This is a genomic window from Pseudomonas sp. B20(2017), from assembly GCF_002113125.1.
Taxonomy (GTDB): Bacteria; Pseudomonadota; Gammaproteobacteria; order Pseudomonadales; family Pseudomonadaceae; genus Aquipseudomonas.
On sequence record NZ_NEJP01000004.1, the window covers coordinates 163312 to 180591 of the forward strand.

The following is a 17280-nucleotide window of genomic DNA, read 5'->3' on the forward strand; positions in this document are numbered from 1 at the left end:
ATTTGGGTCAGGTACTTTCCCGCTCAATAATCGTGCACTGCAGCAGATTCAACCGCTGCACCTCATCGCTCGGCAACACGCCAAGGCTTTCCAGCACTCGCGTCGCCGCCAGTACGCCGATCTCCAGCGCCGGCGGTTTGATGGTGCTCAGGCTCGGCAGCAGCATCTCGGCGAACGGGTAGTTGCCGAAGCCGAGGACGGCGCAGTCCTCGGGGATCTTGAGGCCGGCGCGTTGCCCGGCGAGCAGGCCGCCGGCGGCGAGGTTGTCGTTGGCGAAGATAATAGCGTCAGGGCGCGGCGAGGCGTTCATCAGCGCTTCCATCGCTTGCTTACCGGCCTCGAACGGGGCGCGATTGGCGTCCGGTGCGAATATCCACGGTTCCAGACCCAACTCGCGGACGGTCGCGGCATAGCCGTCGCGGCGTTCCAGTGCGCTGAAGTCGCCGGGTGCGCTGTTCTGTACGAAGGCGATGCGTCGATAGCCTTTGCCGTGCAGATAGCGAGCGGCGCTGACCCCCACTTCAAAGTGCGAAAAACCGATCTGCATCGGCTCTCGATCTGGTTGGTAATCCCAGGTTTCGATCACGGGGATATCCGCTTCGGCGAGCATCTTTTCCGTGCCCACGCTGTGGAAGTGACTGGTGACCACCAGCGCTGCCGGCGACCAGCCGAGGAATGCCCGCACTGCGTTTTCTTCCTGCTCGGTGCTGAAGTAACTCGATGCCAGAAGAAGCTGATAACCGTGATGGCTGAGGGTGTCGCTGAAGCCCTGAATGGTGTTGGCGAAGATCGGCCCGGAGATGTTCGGGATCACCATGCCGACGATTTTCCCCCGCGCCGAGGCGAGCCCGCCGGCCACCAGATTCGGCACGTAACCCAGTTCGGCGACCACCGCCGCGATCCGTTCGCGGCGTTCGGGCGAGACCTGTTCCGGCTGGTTGAAGTAGCGCGACACGGTGATCGCCGAAACACCGGCCTGGCGCGCCACCGCGTTGAGGGTCACGCGACCGGCGCCACGGCGTTTGCGGGGCTTTTCTTCGCTCAAGGCTCGATCCTTCTTAAAAACCAAAACGCATATAAAAGTAATTTTTCAGTATTGGACGGTCTATGTCCGGCTTGCCAATACTGGTGATGTTAGCGCTAACAAAGCGCCTTGTCTGCTACTCGCTCGAGCGAATGCCCAAGACATCGAGACAGGCGCTGTCGTCGCGGAACGGCAGCGGTTCAGGGCAACTTTTCGAGCGGGCAAACATGCACAACATTCCTGGGGCGACACACAAACTGGCGCAATCGATCCGCGCTGCGGGCTGGCTACTGACCGGGCTGGCTGCGCTGCCACTGCCCGCCGCGTTCGCCGCCGACAGCACCGATCAGGAGCCGACACTCAAGTCCGTCACGGTCACCGCCACCCGCCGCGAAGAGTCGCTGCAAAAGGTGCCGGTGGCGGTGTCGGTGATCGACGGCGAGCAACTGGAGCGCGACAACCGCAACAGCGTGGCGAGCATCGTCCAGCAGGTGCCGTCGCTGAATTTCCGCACCGGCGCATCGAACAAGGACACCTCATTGTTCGTGCGTGGCGTGGGGACGATTTCCACCTCGCCGGGCGTCGAGCCGACCGTGGCTACAGTGATCGACGGTGTGGTTTATGCGCGTCCCGGCCAGTCCACTCTGGATCTGCTGGACCTGGAACGCGTCGAAGTCTTGCGCGGCCCGCAAGGCACGCTCTTCGGCAAGAACGCCTCGGCCGGCGTGCTGAACATCACCAGCAAGGCGCCGACTGCCGAGACCCACGGCTACATCGATCAGTCGTATTACAGCGGCAACGAAAGCCGCACCCGTTTCGGTATCGGCGGTAGTCTCATTCCGGACACACTCAAGGGGTCGATCAGCACCCTTTTCGGCACGTACGACGGCAACGTCGACAACAAGCACAACGGTCAGGAGGTCAACGGTTACAACCATCGCGGCGTGCGCGGCAAACTGGAATTCACCCCGAACGACGACGTCACTTTCACCCTGATCGCCGACTACATGCAGTCCCACGATGACGGCCCCAACGGCGTCGTCACCAAGTCGTTGACCCCGGCCTTCGCCAACGCGCTGAGCCCGGTCAGCACCACTAGCCACAACCGCGACATCAACACCGACACCCGCACCCACGTCGAGGACACCAACAAGGGCCTGTCCGGCCAACTCGACTGGCAACTGGGCAATTACACCCTGACCTCGATCACCGCGTGGCGCGGCTGGGACAACACCCAGTATCAGGATGGCGACCGCCTCGGCACGGTGACGGCCGCGTTCCCCGGCACGGCGGACAAGGGCGATCTGGCCTTTGACCAGTACTCGCAGGAGCTGCGCCTGGCTTCGCCAAAAGGCGAGTTTCTCGAATACGTCGGCGGCCTGTTCTACATGCACGGCAAGGATGACGAGACCTATCAGCGCACGCTGACCACCACCACACGGACTGATCGCGGTGTCGCCGATTACAGCACCACCAGCGACAGCTATGCGGTGTTCGGCGAGAGCACGCTGAATTTCACTTCTGACTTCCGTGGCATTGCCGGCCTGCGCTACACCCACGACGATCTTGAATACGATCATCGTCGCGTTTCCACCTCCGCCACCACCGTCAGCGGCATTCAGCCAGCCACCCGCAGCTCCGGTTCGGTGGACGAGGATGGCTGGTCCGGCCGCCTCGGTTTGCAGTACGACCTGAGCGATACCGTCACCACTTACCTGACCTACTCGCGTGGCTACAAAGGCCCGGCCTACAACGTGTTCTTCAACATGCAGCCGCGCGATACCGAAGCGCTGAAACCGGAAACCTCCAACACCTGGGAGGCGGGGATCAAAGCTTCCTCGTGGAACAATCGCCTGACCACCAACCTTGCGGTTTTCCACAGCGACTACGACAACTATCAGGCGAATTTTTTCGACACCGTTGCCGGGCAAGTCGTAACGCGCCTGATCAACGCCGGCAGCGTCAGCACCGAGGGTGTGGAACTTGATTTCGCCCTGCAGGCGACCCAGCAACTGAAGTTCTCCGGCGCGCTGGCTTACACCCGCGCCCGCATTGATGAGTTCGCCTGCCCGGCGGGCGCGGCGGCGTCGTGCAACGTCAACGGCAAACCGCTGCCGTTCAGCCCGGACTGGAAAAGCTACGTGCGGGCCGACTACACCATCCCGCTGGATAACGGCCTGGATATCGAACTCGGCACCGACTACAGCTGGCAGAGCGAAGTGCAGTACGACATCAGCCAGAACGCCGACACCAAACAGGGCGCCTACGGCCTCTGGAACGCCAGCGTGGCCCTGGCCGATTACACCAACGGCTGGCGCGTGGCATTGCTCGGCAAGAACCTCACCGACAAGTCGTATTCGCCATTGCTCGCCAGCGGTGGCAACTACATCTACCGCGCTGTGCCCCGCGACGACGAGCGCTACTTCGGCGTGCAACTGCGCAAGGACTTCTGAGATGAGCAGACAGCTGAAACTCGGCGCGTTCCTCATGGCCACCGGGCATCACGTCGCCGCGTGGCGCCATCCGGATGTACCGGCCAACGCCGGGCTGGATTTCGCCCATTACAAACGCCTGGCGCAGATTGCCGAGGCGGCGAAGTTCGACACCTTGTTCGTCGCCGACAGCGTCGCCGCCCCGACCCAGGACATCGCCAGCCGCATGGCCCGTTCGGATCACTTCGAACCGCTGACATTGCTCTCGGCTTTGAGCGCAGTGACCGAACACATAGGCCTGATCGCCACCGCCACCACCAGCTACAACGAGCCATACCATGTGGCGCGTAAATTCGCGTCCCTCGATCACCTGTCCGGCGGGCGAGCGGGATGGAATCTGGTGACCTCGGACAACGCCGCCGAAGCGCAGAATTTCGGCCGCGACGAACACATCGGCCATGCCGAACGCTACAGCCGCGCCCGGGAATTTCATCAGGTGGTCACCGGGCTCTGGGACAGTTGGCAGGACGACGCCTTCATTCGCGACAAAGCCAGCGGCGCGTATTACGACCCGGAAAAACTGCATGTGCTGGATCACGTCGGCGAGCACTTCCGGGTCAAGGGCCCGCTGAACGTCGCGCGTTCGCCACAGGGTCAGCCGGTGATCGTGCAGGCCGGCTCGTCGGAAACCGGACGTGAACTGGCGGCGCAGACGGCCGAAGTGGTGTTCACCGCGCAGACCTCACTGGCCAGCGCCCAGGCGTTTTACGCCGACCTCAAGGGGCGCTTGCCGAAGTACGGGCGCAGCGCCGATTCGCTGAAAATCATGCCCGGCGTGTTTGTCGTGGTGGGGCAGACGGAAGCCGAAGCGCAGGAAAAATGTGAAACGTTTCAGCAATTGGTCGAACCCGAGGTTGGCGTCGCCCTGCTTGGGCGTATGCTGGGCAACTTCGATCTGTCGAAGTATCCGCTGGACGGGCCGTTGCCGGAGTTGCCGTTGACCGACAGCGGCCAGCAGAGCCGACAGACGCTGCTGACCGAACTGGCCGGCCGGGAGCATCTGACCCTGGCCGAACTGGGTCGCAGAATCGCCGGTGGTCGCGGGCATTACAGCGTCGTCGGCACACCGTCGCAGATTGCCGACCGTTTGCAGGAATGGTTCGAGCAGGGCGCGGCGGATGGCTTCAACGTGCTGGTGCCACACCTGCCCGGAGGGCTCGAAGACTTCGCCAATGGCGTGGTCCCGGAACTGCAACGGCGCGGGCTGTTCAGAACCGGATACGAGGGCCGGACCTTGCGCCAGAACCTTGGCCTCGCCCGGCCCGGCAACAGATTTGCCTGACCGCTTTGCGGTCAATCGCCAGCAGGCTGGCACCCACAGGAGAACGCGTTTCCATGTGGGAGCCAGCCTGCTGGCGATAAGGTCGGAGCGACCTTCAGAGTTTTCAGACAAGACCGACAAGAGAGGATTCGATGACTTACACCGCTGCCGAAAACCGCTATGACTCCATCCCTTACCGCCGCGTCGGACGCAGCGGTCTGGTGCTGCCGGCGCTGTCCCTGGGCCTGTGGCACAACTTCGGCGACAGCACGCCGATCGACACCCAGCGCGCGTTGCTGCGCACGGCGTTCGACCTGGGGATCAACCACTTCGACCTGGCCAACAACTACGGCCCGCCCTACGGCAGCGCCGAGACCAATTTCGGTCGCCTGCTGCGCGAAGACTTCAAGCAGTATCGCGATGAGCTGATCATCTCCAGCAAGGCCGGTTGGGACATGTGGCCCGGCCCTTACGGCCAGGGCGGCGGCTCGCGCAAATATGTGCTGGCCAGCCTCGACCAGAGCCTGCAACGCCTCGGCCTGGACTATGTGGATATCTTCTATTCGCACCGCTTCGACCCGGACACCCCGCTGGAAGAAACCGCCAGCGCCCTCGCCACGGCGGTGCAGCAGGGCAAGGCGTTGTACATCGGCATCTCGTCGTACTCCGGCGTAAAAACCCGCGAAATCGCCGCGCTGCTCAAAGAGTGGAAAGTCCCGCTGCTGATTCACCAACCGGCGTACAACCTGCTCAACCGCTGGGTGGAAAAGGACCTGCTCGACACCACCGACGAACTCGGCACCGGTGTGATTGCATTCACCCCGCTGGCGCAGGGTCTGCTGACCGACAAATACCTCAACGGCGTGCCGGCGGATGCGCGGGTCAATCGTCCAGGCGGTGGTTCGTTGCAGGCTTCGCACTTGTCCGAGGCGAACATTGCTCATGTGCGGGCGTTGAATGAAATCGCCAAGCGTCGTGGGCAGAGCCTGGCGCAACTGGCATTGGCGTGGACGCTGCGCGATCCTCGGGTGACTTCGGCACTGATCGGTGCGAGCCGGCCGGAGCAGATTGTCGAGAACGTCGGGGCGTTGAAAAACCTGAGTTTCAGTGCGGAGGAACTGGCGGAGATTGACCGGTTTGCCCAGGAGGGCGGGATCAATCTTTGGGAGAAGCCTTCTACGGCGGAATAAGTGCCTGGCGCCGAGTTATTCGGCGCCTGCTCTGACGCTATCGCGGGCAAGCCCGCTCCCACAGGGGCCGAGTCGTACACAAAATCTGCGAACACAGCGGTATTTGTGGGAGCGGGCTTGCCCGCGAAGAGGCCGGCTCAAGCACCAAGGAAATCGGGGCCTATTTAAAGAACGGCACATCCCCCAACACCGTAGCCCGCTGCATCACCCGCCGCGCCGGCCGGTAGTCATCCACCGCGTAATGCTGCGTCACGCGGTTGTCCCAGAACGCGATGTCATCCTTCTGCCAGCGCCAGCGAATGGTGAATTCCGGCCGCGTCGCATGCGCGAACAGAAACTTCAAAATCGCTTCGCTCTCGGTCTCCGACAGCTCATTGATCTTCGACGTGAACCCTTCGCTGACGAACAACGAGCGCCGTCCGCTCACCGGGTGCGTGCGAATCACCGGGTGCGACAGCGGTGGATTCTTGCGCCGCGCCGCTTCCCACTGCGCCAGTGCTTCCGGCGTGTTGCCATAGCGCTCCAGCGGAAACGAGCGGGTGAAGTCGTGAGTCGCGGTCAGCCCTTCGAGCAGTGCTTTCATTGGCGCCGACAGCGCTTCGTACGCAGCAATCCCGCTGGCCCACAACGTGTCGCCACCAAATTCCGGCAATAGCTTGGCGCTGAGTACCGCGCCCATGGCCGGGGTCGGCAGGAAGGTCACGTCAGTGTGCCAGATCGCGTTGTCGCGTACGTCGGTGACGGCGGTGTCGAGGATCAGCACTTCCGGCTGTTCCGGCACGTTCGGGTAGATCGGATGAATGTGCAGGTCGCCGAAGTAGGCGGCGAAACGCGCCTGCTGCGATGGCTCGATCGGTTGATTGCGGAAGAATAGCACCTGGTATTTGAGCAGTGCCTGCTCGATGGCATCGCGCTGTTCCAGGTTCAGCGGCTGGCTGATGTCAACGCCGCCGATCTGTGCGCCGAGGGCCGAGCTTAAAGGGGTGATGTTCAGGCTGCTCATGGTGGTTCTCTTCAAATTCTTGGGGGCATGCTTTTGGTGGGAGCGAGCTTGCTCGCGAATGCTGAGTGTCAGGCGACAGTGCAGTGACTGATCCGACGCTTTCGCGAGCAAGCTCGCTCCCACAGGTTTTTCACCTGAAGTTTTTCAGTGGGCCTGGCCGTGCCAAGGCACCAGTTTGCGTTGCAGGGCGCGCAGGCCCATCTCCATGGCGAAGGCGATCAGGGCGATGACCAGAATCCCCAGCACCACGACATCGGTGACAAGGAACTGCGCAGCCGACTGCACCATGAAGCCCAGGCCGCTGGTGGCCGCGATCAGTTCGGCGGCGACCAGAGTCGACCAGCCGACACCCAGGCCAATGCGCACCCCGGTCAGAATGTCCGGCAGGGCACTCGGCAAAATCACATGGCGGATCAGTTGTGCGCGAGTGGCGCCGAGCGACTGCGCCGCGCGCAGTTTGGCCGGGTCGACGGTGCGCACGCCGGTGGCTGTCGCGATCGCGATCGGAGCGAAAATCGCCAGATAGATCAGCAGCACTTTCGACAACTCGCCGATGCCACACCAGATCACGATCAACGGCAGATAAGCGAGTGGCGGAATCGGCCGGTAGAACTCGATCAGCGGGTCCAGCACGCCACGGGCGATGCGGTTGGCGCCGATGGCAATGCCCACCGGCACCGCGGTCAGAATTGCAAAACCGAGGCCCAGACCGATGCGGCTCAGACTTGCGCCCAAGTGCTGCCACAACGTCGAATCCATGTAGCCCGTGGTCGCCAGCAGCCAGCCTTTTTGCAGCACGGCGGACGGTGGCGGCAGGAACAGCGGTTCGATCAGACCGGTGGCGGTCACGGCCCACCAGATCACCAGCAACGCGAACAGGGTCAGCAGGCTGATCCAGCGGGTGCTGAGGCTGCGGCGTACGGGAACCACCACCGACGTGGCGGTGGGTTTCACGGCGGTGGCGGAAACGTCGTAACTGCTCATGCGCGCTCCTGCCGCTGAACGGCGCTGCGTTGCGAGAACACTTTGGCGAGTACGTGTTCGCGGGTTTCGATGAAGCGCGGATCGGACTTGATCGCCCGCGCCGATTCGCCGGCGGCGTAGCGCTGGCCGAAGTCGAGATGCAGACGCTCGACGATCTGCCCCGGATTCGGCGCCAGCAGAATCAGGTCAGTGGCGAGGAACACCGCTTCTTCAATGTCATGGGTAATCAGGAACACCGGTTTGGCGGTGCGTTGCCAGACTTGCAGCAACAGCTCTTGCATCTGCTCGCGGGTGAAGGCGTCGAGGGCACCGAAGGGCTCGTCCATCAGCAACACACGCGGGTCGGCTGCGAGGGCGCGAGCCAGGCCAACACGCTGCTTCTGGCCGCCGGAAAGCTGCCAGATACGACGATGTTCAAAACCGGAAAGATCGACCAGCGCGAGCATTTCCCGGGCGCGCTGTTCGCGTTTGTCCTTGGCCACACCGGCCAGTTCCAGACCGAAGGCAACGTTGGCCAGCACATCCTGCCAGGGCAGCAGAGCGTCATCCTGGAACACCACGCCGCGCTCGGCACTCGGGCCTTTGACCGGCATGTTGTCGAGGGTAATACGGCCGGCGCTGGGTTCTACGAAACCGGCAATCAGGTTCAACAGCGAAGTCTTGCCACTGCCGGACGGGCCGAGGGCTACCAGCAATTGCTGAGGGCCGAGGGTCAGGGAAATGTCGGACAGTACCGGTTCCGGGCTGCCGGGATACTGTGCGCTGATGCGCTCCAGCTGTAGCAAGGCCATCGCAATTAACTCCCGATCAGTTGGTGATGTACTTGGGGGTGACGTACGGCGCGTAGTCCGGCAGTACCGCTTCGACCTTGCCTTGCTCCTTGAGGAACGCAGCGGTGTCGGTGATGGCTTTGGTGGTCGGCGCGCCGAGGTCACTGACCTGATCTGCCGCCAGCGGGTAGACGTTGCCCTGCAGCAGCAATGGGATGTCGCTGGCCTTGGCGCCCGAGAGTTTCACCAGCTTGTCGACGTTGCTTTGATTGGCCAGCCAGGCTTTCGGATCCTTGCGGTAGTCGGCGTAGGCGTCGAGGGTGACCTTGGCGAACGCGGTGACGATGTCCGGGTGCTTCTCGGCGAAGTCCTTGCGCACGATCCAGGCGTCGAAGGTCGGCGCGCCGAACTTGGCGAGTTCACCAGACGTGATCAGCACTTTGCCGTTTTCCTTGGCCACACCCAGCGCCGGATCCCAAACGTAGGTGGCGTCGATGTCACCGCGTTTCCACGCGGCAATGATCGCTGGCGGAGCAAGGTTGAGGACGGTGACTTTTGATGGATCAATGTTCCAGTGCTTCAGCGCGGCGAGCAGGCTGTAGTGACCGGTGGACACGAACGGCACGGCGATTTTCTTGCCGACCAGATCCTGCGGCGTCTTGATGCCGGAGCCGTCACGGGCGACCAGTGCTTCGGCGGCGCCGATCTGGGTGGCGATGAGGAAGGTTTCCACCGGGACTTTGCGGGTGATCGCAGCGGTCAACGGGCTGGAACCGAGGTAACCGATCTGCACGTCGCCGGAGGCGATGGCGGCGATGATGTCGGCACCGTTATCGAATTTGCGCCAGTTGATGTCGGCCTTGGTGGCTTTTTCATAGGCGCCGTCGGCCTGGGCGACTTTCGCCGGGTCAACGGTGGTCTGGTAGGCGACGGTGAGGTCGGCGGCCTGAGCCAGGAAACTCGCGGCAGCCAGAGAGGCCACGGCCAGCAGGCGAAGCGGGAAATTCAGTTTCATTGAAGAGCTCCATATCAGGCGACCGAGCGTCGGCGTGAAAGGAGACTAAATGATCTAAGAATCTAAAAATAAATAACTTTTTAGAATGAGCTTATGAGCGGAAAAATCTAAGGGAAAGAACGTGATAGTTCCCGTGCAGACGGTTGATAGTTCCCACGCTCTGCGTGGGAATTCAGCTCGTGACGCTCTGCGTCACTGGGACGCAGAGCGTCCCTTGAGGCTTTTTTTGATCGTTCCCACGCTCTGCGTGGGAATGCAGTTCGTGACGCTCCGCGTCACTTGGACGCGGAGCGTCCATTGAGGCGTTACCACGCAGAGCGTGGGAACGATCAAAGAACCTTCTGATGTCAGTTGCTGATCGCCAGAATACTCGCCTGATACGACCCGACAAACACGTCGAAATCGCCCACCTCGTTCTGCTCCAGCTCAGCCTGTTGCGCCAGCGACGACCGTGCCAGCTCTTCAAACTTAGCTTGTTCCTCAGCCGCCAACGGCTCGCTGCGGAAGAACTCGGCGTGAGCCTGGCTCTGGCGCAGGGAGAATTGCGCGAAGCTTTCCTTGTGCGTGGCCATCGCCGCCAGCACCTGAGCCGAAGGCGTCAGGGACGAATCCTTGACCTTGGCCAGCTGCGCATCGAGCGCCTTGCTGTGGGCATCGCCGCCGTGGCTTTGATCCAGCAGCGCCGCCAGCGGAGCGATTTTTTCCAGCAGTTCGGCGGCCCATTCCTTCAGCTCCACCGGTTGCCCGTCGCGCTGCAATTGCAGGCCCGGACGGCGACCTTCCTTGACCACGCTGAGGAAGTTGGAGGTGGCGTTGCCGCAGGAGTTGTTGGTCAGCAGCGGGCTTTCGTTCAGCGCGCAGTACAGCAGGAAGGCGTCGAGGAAGCGCGACTCGGTGAGGTCGATGCCCATCGGCAGGAACGGGTTGATGTCCAGGCAGCGCACTTCGACGTACTGAATGCCACGGGCCATCAAGGCCTGGATCGGCCGCTCGCCGGTGTAAGTCACGCGTTTCGGGCGGATGTTGGAGTAGTACTCGTTTTCGATCTGCAGGATGTTGGTGTTCAGTTGCACCCACTCGCCGTCCTGGTGCGTGCCGACTTCGACGTACGGCGCGTACGGCGTGGCCACCGCTTTGCGCAGGCTGTCGGTGTAGCTCGCCAGGTCGTTGTAGCAAGGGGTCAGGCCGGCCTGGGCGTTGCTCTGGTAACCGAGGTCGCTCATGCGCAGGCTGGTGGCGTAGGGCAGGTACAGGGTGTCCGGATCCAGCTGTTCCAGCTGGTGCGGGCGACCGCGCAGGAAACCCGCGTCCAGTGCCGGCGAAGCACCGAACAGGTACATCAGCAGCCAGCTGTAGCGTCGGAAATTGCGGATCAGCGCGATATAGGACGACGACTGGAAATCCCGGTCGGTGCCGACGAAGCCTTCGGCTTCCTTGAGCAACGGCCAGAGCTTTTCCGGCAGGGAGAAGTTGTAGTGAATCCCGGCGATGCACTGCATGGTCTTGCCGTAACGCAGGGCCAGGCCCTTGCGGTAGACGTACTTGAGCTGACCGATGTTGGAGGTGCCGTAGTAGGCGATCGGGATGTCTTCCTCGGCCGGCAACGGGCACGGCATCGATGGACTCCACAGGTACTCGTTGCCGAGCTTGCTGTAGGCGAAGCGATGAATCTTGTCCAGGCTCGCCAACGTGTCGGCAGGGTCTGGCAGGGCGGGCGTGATGAACTCCAGCAGCGACTCGGAATAGTCGGTCGTGATCTGTTCGTTGGTCAGCGCGGAACCCAGGCTTTCGGGGTGCGGCGTTTGGGCCAGGCGGCCTTCGCCGGTCACGCGCAGGCATTCACGTTCGATACCGTGAAGGCACTGCTCAAGCAGAGAGAGGTTAGCGCGCTCGCCGAGCAGAGCCAGGCGGCGGTTGAGAAGTTCGCTCAATTTGGATTCCTTCACGCGTCAGTCGCCCCAATATGGGGGTGGGCAGGACGGTCTACAAGGGTGAAGTTGAAACTGGCGTTTTCGCCTGGTTATTCGGGCTCTGAAGCCCCCGTTGAAACGCCAACTTCACTCCCTGAATCTGGCCGATGCACGCGAAGATTACGCAGTCCCTGTGGGAGCTGGCTTGCCCGCGAATGGGGCGTATCAGCCAGTATCAACTTGTCTGACACACCGCTTTCGCGGGCAAGCCCGCTCCCACAGAAAAGCTCGACGCTGCGATCACAGCGCCGAAATTAACTCAAAATGATGAACAACATCTACAGGACAGCGAACGTGCCTTGCGCTTTTGCGACCAGTTTGTCGCCCTGCATCACGTCGGCTTCGACCACCAGCGTGCGCCGGCCCGGGTGGATCACCCGCGCCGTGCATATCACCTCGCCCTCGGAGACGGCGCGGATGTAGTTGATCTTGCACTCGATGGTCGCGCTCTGCTGGTCAAAGCCGTGAGTGCTGGAACAGGCCAGCCCCATGGCGATATCCACCAGACTGAACAGCGCGCCACCGTGCAGCTTGCCGCCGCGATTGCGCAGTTCGGGTTCCAGCGCCAGAGCGACTTGCGCCACCCCGGTTTCCAGACTGTGCAGGCGGCAGCCCAACAGCTTGAAAAACGCGCTCTCGACGAGCCCGGCCGGAATCTCCATCAGCGTTTCTTCAACTGCTTGGCGTTGGCAAACAACGACGCCATCGCGTTATTCACCGGAGCAGCCGGGGTGCTTTCCTTGCGTGGCGCCGAACCCTGCGACTGGCGTGGTGCCGAGCCCGGACGCGAGCCACGGGCACCGTCGATCTTCTCGCCCGGGGTGTCGCTCATGCGCATCGACAGGCCGACGCGTTTGCGCGGGATGTCGACTTCCATGACCTTCACTTTCACCACGTCACCGGCCTTCACCGCTTCGCGCGGATCCTTGATGAACTTCTCCGACAGCGCCGAAATGTGCACCAGACCGTCCTGATGCACGCCGATGTCGACGAACGCACCGAACGCGGTCACGTTGGTCACCACACCTTCGAGGATCATCCCCAGTTGCAGGTCCTTCAGGTCCTCGACGCCTTCCTGGAACTCGGCGGTCTTGAACTCCGGACGCGGGTCGCGGCCCGGTTTCTCCAGTTCCTGCAGGATGTCGGTAACGGTGGGCAGACCGAAAGTCTCGTCGGTGAACTTCTTCGGATCCAGGCGCTTGAGGAACGCGGCGTCGCCGATCAGCGAGCGGATGTCGCGGTCGGTTTCAGCGGCGATGCGTTGCACCAGCGGATAGGCTTCCGGGTGAACGGCCGAGGAATCCAGCGGGTTGTCGCCGTTCATCACGCGCAGGAAGCCGGCGGCCTGTTCGAAGGTTTTCTCGCCCAGACGCGCGACTTTCTTCAGCGCCGCCCGGGTCTTGAACGCGCCGTGCTCGTCACGGTGGGCCACGATGTTCTGCGCCAGGGTCGCGTTGAGGCCGGAGATCCGCGCCAGCAGTGCCACGGAGGCGGTGTTCACGTCCACGCCCACGGCGTTCACGCAGTCCTCGACCACGGCGTCCAGGCCGCGCGCCAGTTTCAGCTGCGACACGTCGTGCTGGTACTGGCCGACACCGATGGATTTCGGATCGATTTTCACCAGTTCGGCCAGCGGATCCTGCAGACGACGGGCGATCGATACCGCGCCACGGATCGACACGTCCAGATCCGGGAATTCCTTGGCTGCCAGTTCCGATGCCGAATACACCGATGCGCCGGCTTCGGAGACCATGACTTTGGTCATTTTCATCGCTGGGTATTTTTTGATCAGTTCGATCGCCAGCTTGTCGGTCTCACGGCTGGCGGTGCCGTTGCCGATGGCGATCAGGTCGACCGAGTGCTTGGCGCACAGGGCGGCCAGGATGGCGATGGTCTGATCCCATTTGTTGTGCGGTACGTGCGGGTAAACCGTGGCGTGATCCAGCAGCTTGCCGGTGGAGTCGACCACCGCAACCTTGCAACCGGTACGCAGGCCCGGGTCGAGGCCCAGGGTCGCGCGTGGCCCGGCCGGGGCGGCCAGCAGCAGGTCGTGCAGGTTGTGGGCGAACACATTGATCGCTTCGGTTTCGGCGCTGTCACGCAGCTCGCCGAGCAGGTCGGTTTCCAGGTGGGTGTAGAGCTTGACCTTCCAGGTCCAGCGCACCACCTCACCCAGCCATTTGTCGGCTGGACGGTTCTGGTTCTGGATGCCGACGTGCTGGCCGATCATGCCTTCGCACGGGTGCAGGGTGCCCGGCAGTTCTTCGCCGACTTTCAGCGCGGAGCTGAGAATGCCTTCGTTGCGGCCACGGAAAATCGCCAGCGCGCGGTGCGACGGCATGCTTTTCAGCGGTTCGTCGTGTTCGAAGTAGTCGCGGAATTTGGCGCCTTCCTCTTCCTTGCCGGCGATCACGCGGGCACTGAGGGTGGCTTCCTGCTTCAAATAGTTGCGCAGTTTTTCCAGCAGGTTGGCGTCTTCGGCGAAGCGCTCCATGAGGATGTACTTGGCGCCTTCCAGTGCAGCCTTGGCGTCGGCCACGCCTTTTTCGGCGTCGATGAAGCGCGCGGCTTCGGCTTCCGGGGCCAGCGACGGGTCGTTGAACAGACCGTCGGCCAGCTCGCCGAGGCCGGCTTCCAGGGCGATCTGGCCCTTGGTGCGGCGCTTCTGCTTGTACGGCAGGTACAAGTCTTCAAGGCGGGTCTTGGTGTCGGCGAGTTTGATTTCGCGCTCCAGTTCAGGGGTGAGCTTGCCCTGCTCCTGAATGCTGGAAAGAATGCTGATGCGCCGTTCGTCGAGTTCTCGCAGGTAGCGCAGACGCTCTTCCAGATGACGCAGTTGGGTGTCATCGAGGCTGCCGGTCACTTCTTTCCGGTAACGGGCGATGAAGGGAACGGTAGAGCCTTCATCGAGTAGCGCGACGGCCGCTTCGACCTGTTGTGGGCGTACGCCGAGTTCCTCGGCGATGCGGCTGTTGATGCTGTCCATAAAACCACCTGACAAATTGTGAAAGCAGGCTCGCAGGCGCGTAAATGAAGGCCCGGAGTCTGGTGGGGCGGCTTGATGCTGGCCGCTGCCTGGGTCAAAAGGCATCCCATTGACCCGTTAAATCGAACAATTACTGCGGCGCCCATGAAAATAAAGGACGGCCACCTGCGGTAACGATTCAGACGTTGCCTGACACAAAAGGCCGCGCATTATAACCAGCGTTCTGTCATTCGGGGGCGACGCAGTCTGTAGGCACAAGCCCCGGTTTTCTGGCAGTGAAGGAAAAATCTGCTAACAATGCACACGGTGCGTATAACGGCAGCTACGCCATAATGCGCGCCGAGCTAAAAGGAGCATCCAATGAGCAGCACTGCACAAACTGCTGAAGGCGAAAAAATTCTCATCGTTGACGACGATCCGGGGCTGAGCAGCCTGCTGGAACGCTTTTTCGTCAGCAAGGGCTACCGTGCCCGCGCCGTACCGAATACCGAGCAGATGGATCGTCTGCTGTCGCGTGAAGTGTTCAACCTGGTCGTCCTCGACCTGATGCTGCCGGGCGAAGACGGCCTGACCGCTTGCCGCCGCCTGCGTGGCGCGAACAATCAGATTCCGATCATCATGCTCACCGCCAAGGGCGACGAGCTAAGCCGTATCAAGGGCCTGGAACTGGGCGCCGACGACTACCTGGCCAAGCCGTTCAACCCGGACGAGCTGATGGCTCGCGTCAAAGCCGTGCTGCGCCGTCAGGCCGCGCCGGTACCGGGCGCGCCGGGCAGTGAAGAGGAAAACGTCACGTTTGGCGACTACGTGCTGTCCCTGGCCACCCGCGAACTCAAGCGCGGCGACGAAGTGCACATGCTCACCACCGGTGAGTTTGCGGTACTCAAGGCTCTGGTGATGAACGCCCGTCAGCCGCTGACCCGCGACAAATTGATGAACCTGGCCCGTGGTCGTGAGTGGGATGCCCTGGAGCGTTCCATCGACGTGCAGATTTCCCGTCTGCGCCGGATGATCGAACCCGATCCGTCCAAACCGCGCTACATCCAGACTGTCTGGGGTGTCGGCTACGTGTTCGTGCCGGATGGCAACTCCACCAAGTGATGGGTGATTTGTAGGAGCGGGTCTGTGCGAAACGGTCGGAAACGCCGTCCGCGCAGACTCGCAATCCGCAATATGCGAGCATTGCTCGCTCCTGCAAGTGTGTAGCGGTTATCCATGAAAACCCCCGTCTGGTTCCCCCAAAGTTTCTTCTCCCGCACCCTGTGGCTGGTGCTCATCGTCGTATTGTTTTCCAAGGCACTGACCCTGGTTTATCTGTTGATGAACGAGGACGTGCTGGTGGACCGTCAATACAGCCACGGCGTCGCCCTGACGCTACGTGCCTACTGGGCCGCCGATGAAGAAAACCGCGCGAAAATCGCTGATGCTGCGACCCTGATCCGGGTGGTAGGTGCTGGTGTGCCGGAAGGCGAACAGCACTGGCCGTACAGCGAAATCTACCAGCGGCAGATGCAGGCGGAACTGGGTGCCGACACCGAAGTGCGCTTGCGCATGCACTCGCCGCCGGCCTTGTGGGTTCGCGCGCCGAGCCTCGGTGACGGTTGGTTGAAAGTGCCGTTGTATCCACACCCGTTGCGTGGCCAGAAAATCTGGAACGTGCTCGGTTGGTTCCTGGCGATCGGTTTGCTGTCCACGGCGTCCGCCTGGATTTTCGTCAGCCAGCTCAACCAACCGCTGAAACGTCTGGTTTATGCCGCCCGGCAACTCGGCCAGGGCCGTAGCGTGCGCCTGCCGATCAGCGACACCCCCAGCGAAATGGCTGAGGTTTATCGCGCCTTCAACCAGATGGCCGAAGACGTCGAGCAGGCCGGTCGCGAGCGTGAGCTGATGCTCGCGGGGGTATCCCATGACTTGCGCACGCCGCTGACTCGTTTGCGGTTGTCGCTGGAGTTGATGGGCGACCGCACCGACCTGACCGACGACATGGTGCGCGACATCGAAGACATGGACGCGATCCTCGACCAGTTCCTCGCATTCATTCGAGATGGTCGGGACGAGTCGGTGGAGGAAGTGGATCTCAGCGATCTTGTGCGTGAAGTGGCGGCGCCGTACAACCAGAGTGAAGAGAAAGTGCGCCTGCGCCTGGAACCGATCCAGCCGTTTCCGCTGCGTCGGGTGTCGATGAAGCGTTTGCTGAACAACCTGATCGGCAATGCGTTGAATCATGCCGGCGGCAGCGTGGACGTCGCGGCCTATGTGTCCGGTGACACCAGTGCGCCGTACGTGGTGCTGAGCGTGATGGACCGTGGGGCGGGGATCGACCCTTCCGAGCTTGAGGCGATCTTCAACCCGTTCACCCGGGGCGATCGGGCGCGGGGCGGGAAGGGCACCGGGCTGGGGTTGGCAATCGTCAAACGGATTGCGTCGATGCACGGCGGCAATGTCGAACTGCGCAACCGCTCCGGTGGCGGGCTTGAGGCGCGGGTCCGGTTGCCGCTGGGATTGATGCTGCCGCGGGATGCTGTTTAACGGCAGATATCCTTGCTGGGTCTGACGGCCTCTTCGCGAGCAAGCTCGCTCCCACA

At 62.2% G+C, this 17280-nt stretch carries 13 protein-coding genes; 5 read left to right on the plus strand and 8 right to left on the minus strand.

Features of this window, described 5'->3' with window-relative positions; translation table 11 throughout:
* Nucleotides 1–7: 7 nt before the first annotated feature.
* Nucleotides 8–1045 (minus strand): LacI family DNA-binding transcriptional regulator, encoded by a 1038-nt coding sequence (locus CAF63_RS07685; protein WP_085684187.1) that lies wholly within the window; start codon nt 1043–1045, stop codon nt 8–10.
* Between the two features lie 206 nt (nt 1046–1251).
* Here CAF63_RS07685 and CAF63_RS07690 point away from each other — a divergent pair, with 206 nt between their 5' ends.
* From CAF63_RS07690 to mgrA, 3 genes are all read left to right on the plus strand, one after another.
* Nucleotides 1252–3477, plus strand: a complete 2226-nt coding sequence (locus tag CAF63_RS07690) for a TonB-dependent receptor (protein ID WP_085684185.1) — start codon at nt 1252–1254, stop codon at nt 3475–3477.
* 1 nt (nt 3478) lies between these two features.
* Nucleotides 3479–4798: an LLM class flavin-dependent oxidoreductase gene (locus tag CAF63_RS07695; RefSeq protein WP_085684183.1), complete on the plus strand. Its 1320-nt coding sequence runs from the start codon at nt 3479–3481 to the stop codon at nt 4796–4798.
* Between the two features lie 131 nt (nt 4799–4929).
* Nucleotides 4930–5967: an L-glyceraldehyde 3-phosphate reductase gene (mgrA, locus tag CAF63_RS07700; RefSeq protein ID WP_085684181.1), complete on the plus strand. Its 1038-nt coding sequence runs from the start codon at nt 4930–4932 to the stop codon at nt 5965–5967.
* Nucleotides 5968–6127: 160 nt separating this feature from the next.
* Here the strand turns inward: mgrA and tauD are convergent, their stop codons facing one another.
* From tauD to CAF63_RS07735, 7 genes are all read right to left on the minus strand, one after another.
* Nucleotides 6128–6970, minus strand: coding sequence for a taurine dioxygenase (gene tauD / locus CAF63_RS07705; protein ID WP_085684179.1), 843 nt, complete (start codon nt 6968–6970; stop codon nt 6128–6130).
* A 144-nt stretch (nt 6971–7114) separates the two neighbouring features.
* Nucleotides 7115–7954 (minus strand): taurine ABC transporter permease TauC, encoded by an 840-nt coding sequence (tauC, locus tag CAF63_RS07710; protein WP_085684177.1) that lies wholly within the window; start codon nt 7952–7954, stop codon nt 7115–7117.
* Entirely contained in the window at nt 7951–8745 is a 795-nt protein-coding gene (gene tauB / locus CAF63_RS07715; protein ID WP_085684175.1) for a taurine ABC transporter ATP-binding subunit, read from the minus strand. The genes tauC and tauB overlap by 4 nt, the downstream gene beginning before the upstream one ends.
* A gap of 16 nt (nt 8746–8761) precedes the next feature.
* Entirely contained in the window at nt 8762–9739 is a 978-nt protein-coding gene (gene tauA / locus CAF63_RS07720; protein ID WP_085684173.1) for a taurine ABC transporter substrate-binding protein, read from the minus strand.
* Between the two features lie 347 nt (nt 9740–10086).
* Entirely contained in the window at nt 10087–11670 is a 1584-nt protein-coding gene (gene gshA / locus CAF63_RS07725) for a glutamate--cysteine ligase (RefSeq protein ID WP_085684171.1), read from the minus strand.
* 317 nt (nt 11671–11987) lie between these two features.
* On the minus strand, nt 11988–12371 hold the full coding sequence (locus CAF63_RS07730; RefSeq protein WP_085684169.1) for a PaaI family thioesterase: 384 nt from the start codon (nt 12369–12371) through the stop codon (nt 11988–11990).
* Nucleotides 12371–14695, minus strand: a complete 2325-nt coding sequence (locus CAF63_RS07735) for a Tex family protein (protein WP_085684167.1) — start codon at nt 14693–14695, stop codon at nt 12371–12373. Before CAF63_RS07735 ends, CAF63_RS07730 begins: the two co-directional genes overlap by 1 nt.
* Nucleotides 14696–15055: 360 nt before the next feature.
* Between CAF63_RS07735 and ompR the strand changes: the two genes are divergently transcribed.
* Nucleotides 15056–15796, plus strand: a complete 741-nt coding sequence (gene ompR, locus CAF63_RS07740; RefSeq protein WP_007952694.1) for a two-component system response regulator OmpR — start codon at nt 15056–15058, stop codon at nt 15794–15796.
* Nucleotides 15797–15910: 114 nt separating this feature from the next.
* A complete protein-coding gene (locus tag CAF63_RS07745) occupies nt 15911–17224 on the plus strand; it encodes an ATP-binding protein (protein ID WP_085684165.1) in 1314 nt (437 codons plus the stop codon).
* Nucleotides 17225–17280 lie beyond the last annotated feature (56 nt).